The following is a 19,709-nucleotide window of genomic DNA, read 5'->3' as shown; positions in this document are numbered from 1 at the left end:
TTTATACAGTTCTAGGATAATTAGCAATATCCTTTATTTAATTTTTTAGAAAATTTCGACATAATATTCAAAAAAAATAGTAGCGTCCTATTTAGACGCTACCCTTGGAAGATACTTATTGTTTCTTCATCTCAATTACTAAATAATGAGCTGTTTCCACTGCTTGAATGCGAATATCTTCTTCAATTGCTTCTGCTGCATCTCTCATTACTAGCGTTTCACCATTCACAACACCACTTCCTTCAATTTGAACCAAATAAGCTTGGCGTCCTTCACCAACTGAGAATGTAATCTCTTTTCCTTTTTCTAAAGCAAGAGAGTACAAGTTTGCATCTTGATGAATTTCAATCGGTGCACCGCCATCAATTGGCGAAACCATGTGGAACCATGTATTCTCACGTTTATTCCAATCAAATTTAAATTCACCGTAATTTGGTGTATGACCAGCACGGTCTGGTAAAATCCAAATTTGCAAAAGGCGCAATGTTTCATCGCCTAAGTTGTGCTCACTATGGAAGACACCTGTTCCAGCACTCATATATTGCACATGTCCACGCTCAATTGTTCCTCGGTTCCCCATACTATCTTGGTGTGTTAATGCTCCGCCCACTACGTAAGAAATAATCTCCATATCACGGTGCGGATGCATCTCAAATCCGGTTTGCGCTGCTACTAAATCATCATTAATAACGCGAAGTGCACCGAATCTCATATTACTTGGATTATAGTAATCTGCAAATGAAAAATGAAAATGTGTATTTAACCAAACGTGATTTGCTCTTCCCATTTGTTTATGATCAACTTTATTAAACATAGTATTCACCTCATATTATCTCGAATTCGAGATATTTATTTAAAATTTTTTGAACTGTACTTAATTATTCCAACAGTTGCTTCTGCTTCTCGCGAATGAGCTTTACTTGCAAGAGGAACTACTTCTGTATATTCCCCTATCTGATTTGTATGAATGTATTAAATTGTGCTGCAGACAAATCTCATTATTTTTAAATGTTGATTCGTCTTGCTTAGCATCGTAACTACAGTTTAGAACTAAACTTAATAATTGTCAATTACTTTATTTTAATAAGTTATGAACTAAAATATAGCAAAAATATATTTTAGTTCATATATCTTCTCCTATATTCTCTCAGCTTTCTCTTCGCAAACACTCTTGCATCTTTTTCAATCCAACGCTTTTCATACATTTCATCTCCAACGTACAATAACTTACGTTCATGCTGCATATCGTGCCGAAACTCATGCAACAATGTTTCTAATACGCTCTCATACTTCTCCCACATACAAACAAAAATAAGTCGCTTTTCTTTATGATAAAACCCGCTTAAAGGAAATAAAAACTCTTCTTCCTCTTCTCCTAATCGTATTAACACATCATTCGTTTCACACGTATCACAGAAAATAACAGGCACCTCACGTCGTTCAATTAATGAGAAAACATCGCTCTTCACTTGGTGTATATCCCACGGAAAATCGTCATCAAGTACATACCAGTTCCCAGCTTGTTGATAGATCCTTTCAAATGGGAGCTGCATTTTCATTCTCCTTTCTCTTTACTCTCTGTTACTTGTATGTCACATTAGCTCTTATTTTAAACATCCATGTGGGTCACAAAATGTTTAAAATTATATATGCAAAAAGGATTGATTTTATACCTGTTATTAGATTATAATAATTATAAATTAACAAATAGTATAAAATAAAAATTTAAAGGGGATTGATCACATGAACACACGAGTAATTGAAACATTAAACAAACAAGTAGCAAACTGGAACGTTTTATTCACAAAATTACACAATTTCCACTGGTACGTTACAGGACCTCAATTCTTTACACTTCATGAGAAATTCGAACAATTTTATACAGAAGCAGCTACGCACATCGATGAAATTGCAGAACGTATTTTAGCAGTTGGTGGCAAACCAGTAGCAACAATGAAAGAATATTTAACATTATCTTCTATTCAAGAAGCAGCTTACGGAGAAACTGCAGAAGGGATGGTCGAAACAATTATGAAAGACTACGAAATGATGCTAGGGGAATTGAAAAAAGGCATGGAGATCGCCCAAGACACAGACGACGAAATGACATCTGACCTACTACTTGGCATCTACACAGAACTTGAAAAACACGCATGGATGTTACGCGCATTCTTGAATCAATAAGAAAAGCGGAGCTGGACAATTAGAAAAGCAGAAGCCACTCGCTCAGAACAGGAGGGCGCCCACGCTCCTGGACATAGAGACGCTTTTTGCCTCGGAGGAAGGTGCGAAACGACCGACTGATCTAGCTGCTAGAGCTAGATCATTAGAAAAATCTCTGATATATCGACGTACATGCACCATTTATCGACAATTTTCACAGTATATCAGCGATTCGACACAACTTTAAGACCCTCCAACAATATTCGATGCACAACACATACAAAAAAACCGAGCGGGACCCCCCACTCGGTTTTTATCATGTTAATTGCTTCCACTTGTTCCCCATAACTGGTCGTTTATAATTCTTCATTTGCACAAATAATTCATTAGCCGTTTGTGCAGAGACAAGTAATTCTTTATTTGATGGATTCATAAATCCTTCTTCTGCTGCACGGTCCACCATTTGTAATAATGGTGTATAGAATTCTGCAATGTTGAGCAATCCAACAGGCTTTTCATGAATCCCGATTTGCGACCAACATACAACTTCGAACAGCTCTTCAAATGTTCCATATCCGCCTGGCAATGCAATAAATGCATCAGCAAGTTCACTCATTTTCGCTTTTCTTTCATGCATTGTTTCTACTTCAATTAATTCTGTTAAACCGTGATGAACAATTTCTCCTCTAAATAATCCCCGCGGCATGACGCCTGTTACACGGCCGCCTAGCTCTAATACTTGATTTGCAACTTCTCCCATTAATCCAACGCAAGAACCGCCATATACAAGCTCTATATTATTTTGAACTAATATTTCCCCAAGCTGACGAGCTTCATTTTGAAACTCTGGACGTTCCCCAACATTTGATCCTGCAAACACACAAACCCGTTTCATTCTGCCACCCCAAAACCATATATTGTTATGCTACAATGTAATCATACTACATATTGAGAGGATGGGGAAAGGATGAATACGAATGAATTTCAAAATTGGGTGGAACAATTTTATCATGAACGCGGATGGGCCCAATATAATTCTTTTATTCGCGTTAATTTTTTAGCAGAAGAAGTTGGCGAAGTTTCTCGCGTTATACGCGCTATCGAAATCGGTCGTGATCGCCCAGATGAAACGGCGAAGAACGAAGAAGAACTAATAATAGAATTAAAAGAGGAACTTGGAGATGTACTAGGAAACCTTATTATTTTAGCACAAAAATATGACCTAGACTTGCAAGATATTATGGAAGCACATGTAAAAAAACTTTCCAAACGATTTGAATAATAAGTGAGAATTATTTTCAATTATGCTATGATTACATTGTACTAATATGAAAGGGGTCTTTTTATGTTATCTCCAAAATTACGCGACGCATTAAATGATCAAATGAACTTTGAATTTTACTCGGCCCATGTGTATATGGCAATGGCAGCATACTGTACATCAGAAAGCTATGATGGATTTGCAAACTTCTTTCTTGTACAAGCAGAGGAAGAGCGTTTCCATGCTATGAAGCTGTACAATTACATTAACGATCGCGGTGAGCGTGCAATCATCACTGGATTTGAGCATCCAAATAACGAATACGAATCGATTTTATCTGCTTTTGAAATTGCCCTTGAGCATGAACGTGAGGTTACAAAACGTATTTATAACTTATCTGATATTGCATGGGATGAACGCGAACATGCTACCATCACCTTCTTAAAATGGTTCGTTGATGAGCAAGTAGAAGAAGAGGCGTCTTTCGATAGTATCATTCAAAAATTAAAACGTATTACAAGTGATTCAAACGCATTGTTTATGTTAGATGCAGAATTAGAAAAACGCACATTTACTCCGCCTGCTGAGTAAACAAAAAAGCGATGAGCCCGATGCTCGTTGCTTTTCTTATTTTAGCCCGCTATTCGTGGACAGTAAGACCCCCACTGATTAAAGTTTCACTTTATAACATAACCCCAGCGATAATCGTTGATAAAACACTTACTAATGTAGCACTGTATACAAGTTTTAATCCGAAAGAAGATACATTTTTAAAGGAAAAAATGTACAAAAAAATCATAAATCAACCACTTTCGTCGATTTATGATTCTTACATTGTAAACTTGGAATAAAACAACAGGTATAACGCCCTGTAAGTTCGTAGATTATAGTCATTAAAATCGAATGCTTAATAATCATTTTTATGTTAACATAGGTGTATTGTAGTATATAATATACTCAGTTCGTAGACAAAGTCTTTTACTGGACAAGTCCATAAGCTAGAGGAAGCAACTAGCCTTTTAAAATTTACTATTTCGGATTCGGTGATTACTTATAGTTCATTCGAATGTTGCAACGATTTGAAAAGACATATTCACGGGCAATAGTAACTTTAAGAGCATCTTGCTCTAAATCTTTGTGTAAAATTTTACAAATTTCCTCGAGTTGTTACGGACGAAGAAATCTTATCTGTAATGGGGGATCTTCTTTCATTCCCCCAAAATTTAAGAAGTATTGCTATCGTAAAGGAGAATTGGAGATGCCAGAAACAATCACTCAAACAAAGCCTGAACAAGAATCATTACAAACTTCTGCTAACCTAGGACAGCTTGATGTACTTGATCAGCTATTAAAGCCTGAAATTCAAGAGTCTTTAACTACATTAGTAGATCAACTTCCAAAATTAACTGAGCTCGTTAACATTTTAACAAAGTCTTATGATTTCGCTCAAGCAGTCGCTACTGATGAAGTATTAAAAAATGATACTGTTGGCGCAATCCAAGAACTTGCAGAACCTGTAAAAGATACAGTGAAAACCATTGCTGCAACTGCTATCGAAGCGAAAGATCGCGCTGAAGAAAGCAACGAAGTTATCGGTCTTTTTGGCCTTTTAAAAATGCTAAAAGATCCGCAAGCACAAAAAATGTTTCGTTTTGTAAACGCTTATCTTCAAATTACTGCAGAACGCAATCATAAATAATTCTTTCTTACACAACAATTAGTAAAGACGGGGGATATCATACTATGTCAAAACAAATTGTCATCTTAGGTGCTGGTTATGGCGGACTTCTTGCAGCTTTAAATGTACGTAAACATTACAGCAAATCAGAAGCACAAGTTACAGTTATCAACCAATATCCAACACATCAAATTATTACGGAACTACACCGCCTTGCAGCAGGAAATATTGCTGAACAGGCAATTGCTATGCCATTAGAAAAACTTTTCAAAGGCAAAGATATCGATCTTAAAATCGCAACAGTTGAGTCATTCTCGGTAGACAAAAAAGAAGTAAAATTAGCTGATGGCAATATTTTATCTTACGACGCTCTTGTAGTTGCTTTAGGAAGTAAAACAGCTTACTTTGGCATCCCAGGATTAGAAGAAAACAGCATGGTATTAAAATCTGCAAACGATGCAAACAAAATCTTCAAACATGTTGAAGAACGCATTCAAGAATACGCGAAAACAAAAAATGAAGCTGACGCAACAATCGTAATCGGCGGCGGCGGATTAACTGGCGTTGAACTAGTTGGTGAACTTGCTGATATTATGCCAAAACTTACAAAAAGCCACGGCGTAAATCCGAAAGACATCAAACTATTGCTTGTTGAAGCAGGTCCAAAAATCCTTCCAGTATTACCGGATGATTTAATTGAACGTGCAACTACTAGCTTAGAAGCACGTGGCGTTCAATTCTTAACAGGCCTTCCCGTAACAAACGTTGAAGGCAATACAATTGATTTAAAAGATGGTCAAAAAATCGTTGCAAATACGTTCGTTTGGACAGGTGGCGTTCAAGGTAACCCTCTAGTAGGTGAATCAGGTCTTGAAGTAAACCGCGGCCGTGCAACTGTTAACGAATACCTTCAATCTACTTCTCATAAAGACGTATTCGTTGCAGGTGACAGTGCAGTTGTCTTCGGTCCAGAAGGCCGTCCATATCCGCCAACAGCACAAATCGCTTGGCAAATGGGCGAACTAATTGGCTACAATCTATATGCACATCTAGAAGAAAAAGCATTCGAAGAGTTTGCACCAGTAAACTCTGGAACACTTGCAAGTTTAGGCCGTAAAGATGCGGTTGCTATCATCGGAGCAAGCTCAACTCCACTTAAAGGCTTACCAGCATCTCTAATGAAAGAAGCAAGTAACGTTCGTTACTTATCACACATTAAAGGTCTATTCAGCTTAGCTTATTAAGATGAATGATAACCCGAATCATGTTTATTTATGATTCGGGTTTTTATTTGATCAAAATTCTCTATATAAATTATTCGACAAGAAAGTGATATACACCTTTTGAAATTTCTAAATATACCGTCTACTTTGTTACAATTTTGTGTATTGTAAATAATCTATGTACTCCTCTTTCTTTTTAAACGGTAAAAAGCAGTTCGCCATGCCTAGGCGAGCACAGAGGCAGTAGAGTAGAAAACTGAAACGGATGATAGCTTCCCCTCATCAAACCGTACGTGAGGCATACCATCCTCCTTACCCGAAGGGATTCTTCGATGTTGCATTTCCAAGTTCTTCACATCTTCCATGGTCTTCACCTATTAACTCCAGGCTCGACTTTCTCCTATTGCTAGGGGGCTCTGACGAAGCTGCAAGCTTCACTTTATGTTACGGCCTGCTAATTCGCTCGCACTTCTAGTAAGAAGTTACTTTTCCGCAGGACTTCAATCTCATAATTTCTCCCTCGATTGCCTGTCAGCTACTAGGTAACTTGGTTTTCTTACCTAGACTGGACTTTCACTAGTGAGCAGCGTCCAGTTTAGCTGGGCACGCAACAAAAAAAAGCAATGAGCCCGATGCTCATTGCTTTTCTTATTTTATCCCGCTATTCGTGGGCAGTAAGACCTCCACTGATTAAAGTTTCATCTTATAACATAACCCCAACGATAATTGCTGATAACACACTTACTAATGTTGCACCGTATACAAGTTTTAATCCGAAAGAAGATACAACATTTGCTTGTTTTTCATCGATACTCTTCGTTGCACCTGCGATAATTCCGATAGATGAGAAGTTCGCAAATGATACAAGGAATACAGATAAAATACCAATTGTACGAGGTGTTAAATGAGCTGCTGCCTTTCCTAAATCAAGCATCGCAACGAATTCGTTTGTTACTAATTTTGTTGCCATAATTTGTCCAGCTGTTACCATCTCGGATGATGGAATACCCATGATGAACGCTAATGGTGAGAACACATATCCTAAGATTGTTTGGAATGTAATACCGAAAATAGAATCAAATAGACCGTTAATTGCTGCCATCAATGCGATGAATCCGATTAACATTGCTGCTACTGTAACTGCAATTGAAAATCCTAACATAATGTACTCGCCTAGCATTTCGAAGAACGTTTGGTGCTTGTCCTCTTTCAACTCTAAAATATCTTCCTCTTCACTCACATCATAAGGATTTAAAATGTGAATGATAATAAATCCACTAAATAAGTTTAAAACAAGTGCTGTTACAACATACTTAGGGTCAAGCATTTTCATGTAAGAACCAACGATTGACATGGAAACTGTTGACATAGAAGATGCACAGAGTGTATATAAACGATTTTTTGGTAACTTACTTAGCTGATCTTTTACTGTAATGAAAACTTCACCTTGGCCAACAATTGCCGCTGCTACTGCATTATAAGATTCTAATCTTCCTAAACCATTTACTTTACTTAATAAGAATCCGATTGCTTTAATAATGACTGGTAAAATTCTAAGATGTTGCATAATTCCAATTAACACCGCTAAGAAAATAATTGGAAGTAATACAGAAAGGAAAAATGTGAATTCTCCTTTATTTACCATTCCACCGAATACAAAGTTAATTCCAGCATCCGCAAATTTTAAAATTGTACTAAATCCATCAGAAATTCCTTTAATTAAATAATATCCAATCTGTGTATTTAGTAAGAAATATGATAATCCTAATTGAATAATAAGCATAATAGCAATTGGCTTATATTTAATTTTTTTCCGATCGCTACTTACAAGAAACGCTAATATAAATACAGCAATTAATCCGACAAGAAACATGACAAATTTCATACCTGAATCCTCCATTTTGTAGTCTAGTCTACCATGATGTACCAGTCGTCTAACGATAGACGTCTGACAATTTAGATTAAAAAAATAATTCCCTTAAAAACAATTTGCCGCTCACATTAGTAAGCGTTTGCATTAACCGAAATTCTATACTGAATAATTATTCTGGCATATGAGAATGATATCATTTAATTTCATCCATAAACTGATTGTAAGCGTTATCTTTGAAAAAAGCAATACATTTTTAACGGGAAAAATAGACAAAAAAAGGAACATAGAGTCCCGCCTCTATGCTCCTTCGCGTTACTAACCTACTTGTTCTTCCTTTTCACTCACTGGATTTTCCCAGCATTCTGCATTTTTTAGTCCGGGGATAGAACTTGCATGGAATACAGGATCTTTCCCTTGTTTCTTCTGCTTCATATAGTCTGTAAGTGCAGCAAATGCATATTTACCAAGAAATGCAATCGCAATTAAATTTATGATAACCATAAAGCCCATAAATAAATCCGCTAAATCCCATACAAATTGGATCTTTGCAACCGAACCGAATACAATCATAGCTAACACGCTGATTCGGTATACCATCAACCATACTTTACTGTTTTTTAAGAATCGAATATTTGTTTCTCCGTAATAATAGTTACCAATTAACGCACCGAATCCAAATAGGAAAATAAAGATAGCAAGACACCCTGATGCCCAAGAGCCTACATGTTCACTTAATGCTGCTTGTGTAAGTGCAATACCATTTAGCTCTGGTTGTTTGTATGCATCAGAAAGTAAAATAATAAATGCTGTGCTTGTACAGACAATCAATGTATCCGTTAATACGCCAAATGCTTGAATAAGTCCTTGTTTCACCGGATGGCTTGTTGTTGCCGTTGCGGCAACGTTTGGCGCACTTCCCATACCAGCTTCATTTGAGAATAAACCACGTTTAACCCCATGCATGAGCGCTGCACCAATTGAACCGCCTGCTATTTGTTTAAAGCCAAATGCGTTTTGAACAATAAGAGAAAGAACTTCCGGCATTTTTGTTATGTTTGTAATTATAACAAATAATGCAATACCAATGTATAACACCGCTAGAAACATTACCTTGTATTCAGCTATTTTTGCAATACGCTGCACACCGCCAAAGATAATCCCAGCAAAGGCAACAGCCATAATAATTCCTAAAGTGAAACGATCTGTACCAAATGCATTCTCAAAAGCAATTGTGACGGTATTTGATTGGACAGAATTGAATACAAGACCGAAAGTAATCGTAATTAAAATAGAGAACAATACTCCCATCCAACGTTTGTTTAATCCTTTTTCCATATAATAGGATGGACCACCGCGGAAACCATTTTTATCTTTTACTTTATATATTTGCGCTAACGTACTTTCAACAAAGCTTGATGCCGAGCTAATAATAGAAATAATCCACATCCAAAATACTGCTCCCGGACCGCCTAATGCAATCGCAATTGCAATTCCTGTGATATTTCCCGTTCCAACGCGAGCAGCCATACCAATACAGAACGCTTGAAATGGGGAAACTTCATCTTTAGAACCAGCTTTCCCTTCCATTAACACACGGACCATTTCCTTTAACATTCGAAACTGTACAAATCTCGATTTAAATGTGAAATAAATTCCGCCAGTAACAAGCATAATAATTAACAATTTAGACCATAGAAAATCATTTGTTACTCCCAATAGATTCGTCAAAAATTGTTCCATATCATCACCTCATATCAAAATTTAGTAGCCTAAGCCATATAAAATAATCTTATTTTTCCGACATAAATAAACTCGCCTCATATACACATGTAACCGTACAGCTAACAACTGCACCATCATGCTTGTTCTGTATGCCGAATTTTTAAATTGGACTTATATATAAGCTCAAGTCCAAATGCATTCTTAATTCTTACAAGCAACTGTAACTGTGTTTGCTTGTACAGAGTTGAAAATTAGTCCATAACTAACTGTAATTAAGATGGAGAATAATACTCCCATCCAACGTTTATTTAAACCTTCCCCCATATAATAAGCTGGACCTCTCATGGAAATCGCTAATGCTACCCCTGCTAAGTTCCCGATCCCGTGCAGGCTGCAGAACTCATACAAAAAGCTTGGAAAGAAAAATAAAGGCCTAAGCCAATTAACATCGCAATAATTACATAAGTCCATAGAATATTATTCGTTACTCCAACGAGTTTTTCTAAAATGCTAATCATGTTGTCCCTCCCCTTTTTTCTTACACAGATTTAATTGTAATTTAAATACATTCAAAAATCAACAATTTTCGACAAAATAACAATTTCATATCATATTATCTCTTTAATACTCTGTTTTCCTTCAAAATACTCGAAAATACAAACGCTTACAACAAATTGTTCCATGTCACAATTTCTAACACGGAAATATAATCCATAAAAAAAGCACAATCCCCCTAACCGAATTGTGCTTTTTGGTATGAATTTATATAAGTTACTGCTATGCAGAACAAAATACGACCTGCGATTCTTCTCTCTATAAATCGTTTAACAGTCTAATATTATATTTTAGAGTCTACAATAAAATATTAGACTGTTAAAAAACGTAAAAATACCATCATTTTCATTTAAATAATATTAGCTACAATCTCTCGCGCGCGATTGTCCACTACTTCATAATAAATTTCTAACCCTTTTCGAGTGCCCGAAACAACTTTCGCAGCTTTTAATTTTGCTAAATGTTGGCTAACTGTACTTTGAGGCATTTCCAATTTCTCATGCATCGTTGTTACATTCGTAGGTCCTTTTGTAATTAATGTTTCAACTAAATTTAAACGCACTGGATGTGCCAATACTTTTAATACCTCTGCAATATCTTCATATCTTTCTACTGTTTCAACCATATTCCATTTCTCCTTTATATATATATAGTGATTATGATGATTCATTATATTATTCGAAGAGACCTATCATTTTATGTCCGTCGTTTGAAAAAATTTTAAAAAAGGTTTAAAAAAGTTCAAATTCTTTTTAGAAATGAAATTAACAACGGTTATTTTTGGCTCTGAAACGAAAATCGCTATAATAAAGAAACATAGTAATGATTGCGCGTAATTGGGTGAAACTAAGAGACATATACAACAGTTCTTATTGCAGATGAAACGGAAGGTGATCACAAATAGAACAGCACTTAAATTATGTCATTTCGCACTATGGATATTTCGGACTAATCATGGCATTAGTTGGGGGAATTATTGGATTACCAATACCAGATGAAACGTTATTAACTTTTGTAGGATATTATATATTTCAAGGGAAAATGCACTTCTCTATCGCCTTATTAAGTGCATGGTTTGGCTCGGCAGTTGGTATTTCCCTTAGTTACATATTAGGAAAAAGACTTGGGCTTCCCTTCTTAAAGAAATTCGGTCCTAAAATGCACATTACAGAAAATAAAATTGCTCGGACACAAACCCTCTTTCAAAAAATCGGTCCTCCCTTACTGATTTTTGGCTACTTCATTCCAGGTGTGCGGCATGTTACTGCCTATTTAACCGGCATTTCCAGTCTGCGTATTCGGACATTTTGTCTGTACGCTTATCTAGGAGCATTCATATGGAGCTTTACTTTTATTCAATTAGGATTAGTATTCGGGAAAGATTGGCATCTAATCAACCATTATGTTCACCGTTATGGGCTTATTTTATTAGTTGTATTAATTATTTTTGCCGTTCTTGCCGCTTTGGCTTTTCTATACATCCGCAGAAAAAAAACAAATGCAACACAATGAAATCAAGAAAACCCACCTTCAAAAAGGTGGGTTTCTTCTTTATTTATGCGTTTTATTCGGCTTTTTTTTGCCCGGGTTTCCGTTGCCTTGACGCTTTTTATTACGCTCTGCTTTCTCCTGTGTATCGTGCAGTTTCTCTACAAAATTACTACTGTTATCCATTGTTGTAGCCTCCTTGGTTATCGTTCTTTTGTTACTATAACCAATTGCACATAAAATCATGAAGTGTCGCTTTATTTCACTTTAATTTGAACAGGGAGTAATGACTTTTCTGCGTGATACGATGACATCTCCACTTCTAGTACATAATCCTTTAAGCTGAAATTTTTCACACCATATTTTCCATCCAATTGAAATGTTGCTTGAAATTGGAGTTTCTTCTTATCTAAAACTTTCACAGTACTTCCCTTTACAACATGACCAATCGGTGCAAATTCCTCATCCATATACGCAGAATCATTAAGGTTCATAATTTCACCACGATTAATTAACTCATCCATAGATATATGTTTTGTATCCACATTTTGAAGTTTGTAATCCACAATTAGTCGCTGATTTTTATGCTGAATTTTATTAATGATTATTTTGAAACCACTACGCGTACTCTTTATTTCAAATGGTGTTTTTTCATCTAGCTTCATAATCACTGGTTTTTCAGACAATCGGACAACAGGATACATTGTAATAAATTCCGCACTATCAGGAATCTTCTCGAAGATAGAACGTTCTGCTGATTCTACACGATCGCCTACTTTTTCTCTTCCAAATTCAATCCCTGAAGTGGACATATGAATTTCTTTTCCTTTATCATCTGTAATTTTTTCAATTCGTGCTAAGTCGTTCTCTCCTACAAGTGGATAAATTGCTTTGTAGTCAATCGTCGTTGCCCCTTTACCAATTGTAATATTTTCAAAGTTAAATGTATGTTGCTGATCCTCACTACTAATGGACTGCTGCGGGTTAACTTTTCTATTCTCTAGTTGCTTTACCGGAATATCAAACTTCCAGAATCCTTTCGTTTCGCCAATAGATGTAATGGTAATTGGGAGCGTTGTATTTGGAGGTAATTCCTTTTCAGGATAATCAATTTTAATATTACCCAGCCAACCATTTTCTGTTCTCTTCCCAATAAATGAAGTGGAACTCTGCCACTTCCGACTCCCATCAAAAAGTTTAAAATCATAATAAAAGTCATTAGCAAAAGTCTTTTTTATTCTTACTTGTTCAGGATTATCCACTTTAAATACAACACTAATCCGTCCACCATCATAATAGACGCTTCTCATCGTTACACTAACTCCATTACTCACTGCTTGTTGATTCAACTCCGTCACAAGCTTGCTCTCTGTAAGATCTTGCCCCATCGTATCATGAAAATAATCATACACTTTCCCTATAAGCGGAACTTCTGCTAATACACGATTCATTTGCGGGAAAACAAACCCCGAACCTAGTACACCTACACATACTGATGCAGCGGCTAACCATGCGATCTTTCTTCGTTTATATTTTCTTTTTGTTGGTTTTTCTTGCTTTGCTCTATTCATACCATTTTTTATCGCGATCTGTAAGTCTTCCTGTGGAACTTCAATTTTGTTTATTTCATCATTAACCCACTGTTTATCCAATTTCCATCACTCCCTCCTAATAATTTCTTTAACGACTTTCTTGCCCGGTGTAAATACGTTTTGACAGTTCCTTCAGGCACATTCATATGCCACGCAATTTGGTTTATCGGAAGATCATAATAATAATGTAGAATAATAACAGTTTGATAGTTTCCATCTAGTTTTCCAATTGCTACTTGTAAGTCAATGTTTTGCTCAATTCGATTTGCTACGTTTCGTAGATCTCTACATTCTCTGCTATCTTCTAATTGTTGAACCTTCTTCTTCTCATTTAGTACTTGATAAGCATTATGTATTAAAATACGCGTCAACCACGTCAGAAAAAAGTTTGGTTTTTGTAATTGCTCTAAAGATACGTACGCTTTATAAACTGTTTCTTGTACGATATCTAAGGCATCTTCTTTATTTTGCACATACATGTAAGCTGTGCGATATAATTGGTCTTGATAAAGGCTAATGAGTTGTTCAAACGCTGCATCATCACCTTTTTTCGCTTTTTTCACTAATTTTATTTCATCCATCTTATCCCTCCTTCCACTTATTAGATAGAATATGGAATGTTTTGGTTTCAAAAATTTTTATTTCTTGCATAAAAAAACGCCCCAACAAAGCTTGAGACGTTTCTTAAGACAAATCTTTTCATCTATTTCTCTAAAATTGCTTCTAACTGTTTCACTTGCACCGCTACAGTATGTAACGCTTCAACAGACGTTTCATTACGTCTTCTTTCTTTTTCCACACTTACGAGTACATCCTCTGTCGCAGTAGATGTTTGTTGAATGACAGTAGACGCGTACGTGACATCTTGAACGATATTCGTCGTTTTCACCTGGAAGCTTTCTTGATGATGAACAATTTCTGTCATTAACCGATTAATAGAATCAATAAATGTACCAAGGCTGCTTACATTTGCTAGAACGTCCGACAACATTTTATTACACTCTTCTTGCACTTTTTTCCCTTTTCCGACTTGCTCTTCTACCTTACTTGCTTGATTGCTAAAATCTTTTAAAATGCCTTGAATACTTCCAGCCGACCGATTTGACTCTTCTGCAAGTTTTAATACCTCATTTGCTACAATCGCAAAACCTTTTCCATGCTCGCCCGCTCTCGCTGCTTCAATATTGGCATTTAGCGCTAATAAACTCGTTTGATCTGAGATTCCTGTAATTACGTCTGCAATCTCCGTAATCCTTTTCGATTGCTCTGTTAATTCTCCAAATATAAGTCCTGACTGTGTAAGAATTCCACTTAAGCTCCGCATATGTTGTTCAAAGTTTTGCAGCGTGCCCACACTTATCTTTGAAGCTTCTAAACTTTCATCAACGTTTGTCGATACTTCTCTTACCTGTGAAATAATATGTTCAATATTTGTCTCCATATCATTCAGTACTTCTACAGAGTGTGACATCATCTCTGATTGAGAATGTGCCCCCATAGCTACTTCTTGAAAGGCAACATTAATTTCTCCCATCGATTCCATTGAAGTATTTACATTATTTTTTAAGCTATTAAAATTTTGATCTAATTTTAGAACAGTTTCTTCAATCAGCTTTTGCGTGTTTTCTAATTCCACAGCTTTTTTCATTACTTCTTGCTTTTCTTTATTTAGACGTACAAGAAGACTTTTTCCGATTTTCGTGACGCCCCACATCGCCAGCGTCACAATCGCCAGTAAACTTGCGAAATTAGCTGCTTCCGAAGCCGCAGTATAAGCAAAAAACTGCTTTGGCCAGTAGTTACAAAGGATAAATGTCGTAATAACAGCGACTCCTCCAAGCATTAAAATAAGGCGCTCACTTAAATAAATTAAGGAAACCGCTAATGTAAAATAGACCATTTGAAAAATAGCCGGACTTTCATTAAACGTTTGAATCATAATATACGACATCACTAATAACATACAGGTCATAATATATTTATACATGTATACCATTTTCGGAACGAAATTAAGAAGAATCCCCACTATAAACACAGTGGCACCGCATACCCAAAACGGGATTGCTCTAGCCGTGAAGATATATCCGTAATAACTAATTGCAGCGATTCCTAAGAAAAAACTGAACATGCTAATGAACAGTAATAAATGATTTTTTTGTGATTCTTGCTCAAGATTAGAAAAGCATTTTCTCTTTAACCACTCCATATACGAAACTTTCCTTTCAAAATAAAAGTGAACCGCAAAATAAAGATTATTTTAATTTGAATACTGCACTTACCGGATTATGATCGCTATTTTCAAACTTCAGATCATTTCCATGTACATTTACGACTTCTACATTTGGCGAAACTAAAAATCCATCAATAATTGTAACGAAATTTTCACCTTCTACATATTTTTTCACATCATCGCGAACAGTCCAAACAGTCGGGTCTACCGCCCACTGGAACCCACCGTCTGTGAAATCTTTTGGCAACTCTACTAACCATTCAGGCCATACTTTTTGAAACTTCGGATCTTTTAGTTGTACATCAGAGACTAGTTGATTCCAATCACCGCCAAGTATCACATAGTCGCCGTTTTTATAGTGTTCGTTCATATACTCTTTCAAATAATCAACTTGCTGCCTTCTTATTTTTCCGCCTTTATCATAAGCAGATAAATGAAGATTGACGAGCCTTAAATATTTCCCATTACTCACAGGGATTTTATGCTCAACGATTGCTCGGTCTAAATCAAATAATTGTTTTGGCCAAGGCTCTTTCCCCGGCAGTTGAAATCTTGTTGCTGTATCAATCTTATACTTCGAAAATGAACTCATTCCTGAATTCGCATATCCCATTGGATTAGTAACCGGAACAGGCACCCACTGTGCATGATAGTTATATCCGAAAGAAGATTCATAGTTTTTCAAGCCACTCTTAAATACGTCATACTCATTCACATCAAATGATCTCGAAGATTTCGTATCCACCTCTTGCAATAAGATGAAATCAGAACCTTCTTTTTGTAAAAAAGATAGCATGTTTTTCAGATTTTTTTCTGTTTGTTCTTTACTACTAGAACGAGAACCTTCTCCCCCGTCCATAAAAAAGTCTTGATTTTTATCCAAACCAGCATAGCCTATGTTAAAAGTTGTCGCTGTAAATGTGTCTCCCTGTTTTAAAACTTTTTCATTTTTATTTTCTACATTTAATTTCAGGACACTAACAGGTTTCTCATCCGTAATCATAATATAGGCTAAAAATATAGCTACACTACCAACCACTAATGCTACTAGTAATAAAAGCGTTTTTAATATTTTCTTCAAATAAATAACCCCTTTTTATATCAAAATAAATGTTCCTCAAAAAATATACTGTAAATACCTCCTTTTTTCAATAAATAAAAATAATTCAAAATATTCTACTTTATATTATGGTAAATAAATATTACTTATTTCATAAGAAAACAAATTTATTTTACCACATTAACAATTTTATATCATTATATTATAATTAATAAATACAAATGTTATCAATGTTTTTTAATCATTATATAAATATAAAAAACGTCTCTAATATTTGAGACGTTTTTTCTTTAAGTATAGTCATAATCCGGTTTTTAAGTTGAATCCATTCCCCATAATAATTGTGTGTTCCCTATTCAGGAAATCATTCGCTTTTCTTAATAGAATTTCACCACATCTTCATAAGGTAACAATGTTCTTTCACCTGGCTGCTCATCTGGTTCACCAAATGGCATTTGTGCCACTAGGCTCCACTCTGCTGGAATGTTCCAAGTTTGTTTTACTTCTTCGTCAACAATTGGATTGTAGTGTTGTAGAGACACCCCAATTCCTTCTGCAGATAAAGCCATCCATGTTGCATATTGCAGCATTGCACTTCCTTGATGAGACCAGAATGGGAATTGCTCTTTATATAATGGTGCGTTTTCTTGCATTGTCTTTACAGTTTCTTGATTTTCAAAGAATAGCACTGTCCCTACTCCATCACGGAATCCTTGCAGTCTTGCTACAGTTGCCTCAAAATTTTCTGCTGGAACAAGGGCGCGAAGTGTTTCTTTTACGATATCCCAAAACTTTTCATGTTCTGCATCCATTAATACAACGAGGCGGCCACTTTGCATATTAAAAGCTGACGGTGCGTATAAAGCGGTTTTTAAAATCTCACTAATTCTTTCTTTCGTAATATTTTCGTTCTTTTTCACTTTACGGATAGAACGGCGATTCATAATTGCATCTTTTAAATTTGTTGTAGTAACTGACATGTTTCATTCCCCCAATATTTTATATGTTGATCTGCATCCAATCTCTTATTAACAATATCCATCTACATTACATTGCATTCCATCTAATTCATTTTCTTTACTTTTTGCTAGCTCTTGATCGATTGCTTTTGCTAATCTTTCTTTGCTCGCTAATCCCTGAATCACTTCATCACCAATGACAAATGTTGGAACAGCCATAATTTGTGCTTCTTCGTAAGCATGTCGTAATGCTTCTTCTTGTACGTCTTTATACTTTCTTGATACTAATGCTTCTTTAAATGCTTCTTTAGGGAGTCCAACTTCCCCTGCCAATTTTGTTAATACTTCGATATCTTCAATGTTTTGTTCTTCTTGGAAAAAAGCAGCAAACACTCTATCGTGAAACGCAGTTCCTTTTCCATGTTCCTTCGCAAAATGGTATCCTTCAAAAGCAAGGTTTGTATATGGATGCGGAGAAACACGAGGTAAACGCATTTCTACTCCTAATTTTTTTGCAGTAGGAACAATAAATGAATCCCATGAACCTAACTTGTCAGGTTCTTTCCATGGATCAATTTTCGGATATGGACTCGGGCGTAATTCAAATGGCATCCATTCTACTTCTACATCTTTCCCCTTTACAATCTCATCCAAAGGAGCTTTTCCTAAAAAACAAAATGGACATATAAAATCAGAATAAGCTTTAATTTTTACAGTCATGTTTATGTTCCCTCACTTTTTATTTAGTTGTAATCAATAAAGTTACAACATATTTAAAAAAAATTACTTTGCAGAATGTATTTGATTTACTAATGATGTAACTAATTTCTCCATTGTTATACTTTCCAATACGAGCTCAAGCGCTTCTTGTGCCTGAACTAAAATAACCTCTAAAACAGTTTGTATATTTGCTCCTACCGGACAATCAGGATTCGGCTTTTCATGAAAATGAAATAACTTTTCCTCTTCCACCACATCTACGGCTCGGTACACATCTAACAAGGTAATCTCACACAATCCTTTCACGAGGTAAGCTCCTCCTGCGCCGCGACGTACTTGAACAAAACCTGCTTTTTTTAAATACGATAGTACTTTCCGAATAATTACTGGATTTGTATTCACACTTTCCCCTATATACTCTGAAGTACAAATAGAAGGTGGATTAGTTTTTAGGAGAGATAAAATATGCACAGCAATTGTAAAACGGCTACTAATTTTCATATTTATCACCGCCCCGTTGTAATCATTATAGTTACAACAAAGATAGAAGTCAAGCAATCTAAAAAAGATTTTTTCAACTTGTATATGTCGTTTATTTCAATGCTTAACAAACCTTACGAAACTGTCATCTTTATGTAAGGTTCTTAAATAGTTTCCGTACTGTTTCCATGTAATAATAAGAGCATAGAAAATAATACATCTTTAGAGATTATAGGAGCGTGTTAAAAAATGATCGTAACAACAACTAATACGATTCAAGGAAAAGAAATTATTGAGTATGTAGACATCGTAAACGGTGAAGCAATTATGGGTGCAAATATCGTACGTGACATCTTCGCTTCTGTTCGTGACGTTGTAGGCGGCCGTTCTGGTGCATATGAAAGTAAATTAAAAGAAGCCCGTGACATCGCAATGGAAGAAATGAAACAACTTGCAGCGCAAAAAGGTGCCAATGCAATCGTTGGTATCGATGTAGACTACGAAGTGGTTCGCGACGGAATGTTAATGGTTGCGGTAAGCGGTACAGCTGTACGTGTGTAAATAAATAGAAAAGGAGCACCTCAATTGGATTGAGGAGCTCCTCTTTTTATAATGGATGGTATTCAATAACCTGTTCTATCAGTCACATATGCAAAGACCAGTATCAAATCATATACGCAGAATACAAATAACAATATGGAAAAG

The 19,709-nt window shown here is 35.8% G+C and carries 21 protein-coding genes and 1 pseudogene; 7 read left to right on the top strand and 15 right to left on the bottom strand.

Annotation, left to right across the window (positions count from 1 at the left end):
* Positions 1-115: 115 nt before the first annotated feature.
* Together PLX19_RS13425 and PLX19_RS13420 are read right to left on the bottom strand one after the other, a co-directional pair.
* Positions 116-814, bottom strand: a complete 699-nt coding sequence (locus PLX19_RS13425; protein ID WP_272189133.1) for a pirin family protein — start codon at positions 812-814, stop codon at positions 116-118.
* A 304-nt stretch (positions 815-1,118) separates the two neighbouring features.
* Complete coding sequence (locus PLX19_RS13420; protein WP_272189229.1) at positions 1,119-1,553, bottom strand: DUF3920 family protein; 435 nt, start codon at positions 1,551-1,553, stop codon at positions 1,119-1,121.
* A 190-nt stretch (positions 1,554-1,743) separates the two neighbouring features.
* On the opposite strand from PLX19_RS13420, the gene PLX19_RS13415 reads away from it, so the two are divergent.
* On the top strand, positions 1,744-2,184 hold the full coding sequence (locus PLX19_RS13415; protein ID WP_272189132.1) for a Dps family protein: 441 nt from the start codon (positions 1,744-1,746) through the stop codon (positions 2,182-2,184).
* A gap of 295 nt (positions 2,185-2,479) precedes the next feature.
* On the opposite strand, the gene PLX19_RS13410 is transcribed toward PLX19_RS13415, so the two are convergent.
* A complete protein-coding gene (locus PLX19_RS13410; RefSeq protein ID WP_272189131.1) occupies positions 2,480-3,058 on the bottom strand; it encodes a TIGR00730 family Rossman fold protein in 579 nt (192 codons plus the stop codon).
* Between the two features lie 72 nt (positions 3,059-3,130).
* Between PLX19_RS13410 and PLX19_RS13405 the strand changes: the two genes are divergently transcribed.
* From PLX19_RS13405 to PLX19_RS13390, 4 genes are all read left to right on the top strand, one after another.
* Positions 3,131-3,445, top strand: coding sequence for a MazG nucleotide pyrophosphohydrolase domain-containing protein (locus PLX19_RS13405; RefSeq protein WP_272189130.1), 315 nt, complete (start codon positions 3,131-3,133; stop codon positions 3,443-3,445).
* Positions 3,446-3,508: 63 nt separating this feature from the next.
* Positions 3,509-4,015 (top strand): ferritin, encoded by a 507-nt coding sequence (locus PLX19_RS13400; RefSeq protein ID WP_272189129.1) that lies wholly within the window; start codon positions 3,509-3,511, stop codon positions 4,013-4,015.
* 667 nt (positions 4,016-4,682) lie between these two features.
* Entirely contained in the window at positions 4,683-5,123 is a 441-nt protein-coding gene (locus PLX19_RS13395) for a DUF1641 domain-containing protein (RefSeq protein WP_272189128.1), read from the top strand.
* Positions 5,124-5,167: 44 nt separating this feature from the next.
* On the top strand, positions 5,168-6,346 hold the full coding sequence (locus PLX19_RS13390; RefSeq protein WP_272189127.1) for an NAD(P)/FAD-dependent oxidoreductase: 1,179 nt from the start codon (positions 5,168-5,170) through the stop codon (positions 6,344-6,346).
* 682 nt (positions 6,347-7,028) lie between these two features.
* On the opposite strand, the gene PLX19_RS13385 is transcribed toward PLX19_RS13390, so the two are convergent.
* From PLX19_RS13385 to PLX19_RS13370, 4 genes and pseudogenes are all read right to left on the bottom strand, one after another.
* A complete protein-coding gene (locus PLX19_RS13385) occupies positions 7,029-8,210 on the bottom strand; it encodes a NupC/NupG family nucleoside CNT transporter (RefSeq protein ID WP_272189126.1) in 1,182 nt (393 codons plus the stop codon).
* A 303-nt stretch (positions 8,211-8,513) separates the two neighbouring features.
* Complete coding sequence (locus tag PLX19_RS13380) at positions 8,514-9,938, bottom strand: alanine/glycine:cation symporter family protein (RefSeq protein WP_272189125.1); 1,425 nt, start codon at positions 9,936-9,938, stop codon at positions 8,514-8,516.
* Positions 9,939-10,124: 186 nt separating this feature from the next.
* Positions 10,125-10,435: pseudogene (locus tag PLX19_RS13375) on the bottom strand (alanine:cation symporter family protein); the annotation flags it as partial.
* Positions 10,436-10,824: 389 nt separating this feature from the next.
* The gene (locus tag PLX19_RS13370; protein WP_272189124.1) at positions 10,825-11,100 is read right to left on the bottom strand and encodes an ArsR/SmtB family transcription factor; all 276 of its coding nucleotides are present in this window, start codon (positions 11,098-11,100) and stop codon (positions 10,825-10,827) included.
* 329 nt (positions 11,101-11,429) lie between these two features.
* Here PLX19_RS13370 and PLX19_RS13365 point away from each other — a divergent pair, with 329 nt between their 5' ends.
* On the top strand, positions 11,430-11,987 hold the full coding sequence (locus PLX19_RS13365; protein WP_272189123.1) for a DedA family protein: 558 nt from the start codon (positions 11,430-11,432) through the stop codon (positions 11,985-11,987).
* Between the two features lie 39 nt (positions 11,988-12,026).
* On the opposite strand, the gene PLX19_RS13360 is transcribed toward PLX19_RS13365, so the two are convergent.
* From PLX19_RS13360 to PLX19_RS13325, 8 genes are all read right to left on the bottom strand, one after another.
* Positions 12,027-12,149, bottom strand: a complete 123-nt coding sequence (locus PLX19_RS13360; protein WP_035433200.1) for a DUF4023 domain-containing protein — start codon at positions 12,147-12,149, stop codon at positions 12,027-12,029.
* A gap of 71 nt (positions 12,150-12,220) precedes the next feature.
* Positions 12,221-13,615, bottom strand: a complete 1,395-nt coding sequence (locus PLX19_RS13355) for a DUF4179 domain-containing protein (RefSeq protein WP_272189122.1) — start codon at positions 13,613-13,615, stop codon at positions 12,221-12,223.
* A complete protein-coding gene (locus tag PLX19_RS13350; protein WP_272189121.1) occupies positions 13,585-14,136 on the bottom strand; it encodes a sigma-70 family RNA polymerase sigma factor in 552 nt (183 codons plus the stop codon). Before PLX19_RS13350 ends, PLX19_RS13355 begins: the two co-directional genes overlap by 31 nt.
* 122 nt (positions 14,137-14,258) lie before the next feature.
* On the bottom strand, positions 14,259-15,761 hold the full coding sequence (locus PLX19_RS13345; protein ID WP_272189120.1) for a DUF4077 domain-containing protein: 1,503 nt from the start codon (positions 15,759-15,761) through the stop codon (positions 14,259-14,261).
* A gap of 46 nt (positions 15,762-15,807) precedes the next feature.
* The gene (locus PLX19_RS13340) at positions 15,808-16,866 is read right to left on the bottom strand and encodes an endonuclease/exonuclease/phosphatase family protein (protein WP_272189119.1); all 1,059 of its coding nucleotides are present in this window, start codon (positions 16,864-16,866) and stop codon (positions 15,808-15,810) included.
* Between the two features lie 356 nt (positions 16,867-17,222).
* Positions 17,223-17,825, bottom strand: a complete 603-nt coding sequence (locus PLX19_RS13335) for a nitroreductase family protein (protein WP_272189118.1) — start codon at positions 17,823-17,825, stop codon at positions 17,223-17,225.
* Positions 17,826-17,873: 48 nt separating this feature from the next.
* Positions 17,874-18,524 (bottom strand): DsbA family oxidoreductase, encoded by a 651-nt coding sequence (locus PLX19_RS13330; protein ID WP_272189117.1) that lies wholly within the window; start codon positions 18,522-18,524, stop codon positions 17,874-17,876.
* A 63-nt stretch (positions 18,525-18,587) separates the two neighbouring features.
* Positions 18,588-19,025: an Rrf2 family transcriptional regulator gene (locus PLX19_RS13325; RefSeq protein ID WP_272189116.1), complete on the bottom strand. Its 438-nt coding sequence runs from the start codon at positions 19,023-19,025 to the stop codon at positions 18,588-18,590.
* A 228-nt stretch (positions 19,026-19,253) separates the two neighbouring features.
* Here PLX19_RS13325 and PLX19_RS13320 point away from each other — a divergent pair, with 228 nt between their 5' ends.
* Positions 19,254-19,565, top strand: coding sequence for a heavy metal-binding domain-containing protein (locus PLX19_RS13320; protein ID WP_272189115.1), 312 nt, complete (start codon positions 19,254-19,256; stop codon positions 19,563-19,565).
* Positions 19,566-19,709: the final 144 nt, after the last annotated feature.

The sequence above is a fragment of the Bacillus sp. BP-3 genome (assembly GCF_028401955.1).
GTDB lineage: Bacteria > Bacillota > Bacilli > Bacillales > Bacillaceae_G > Bacillus_A.
This window is presented reverse-complemented; position numbering and strand designations above follow the sequence as displayed.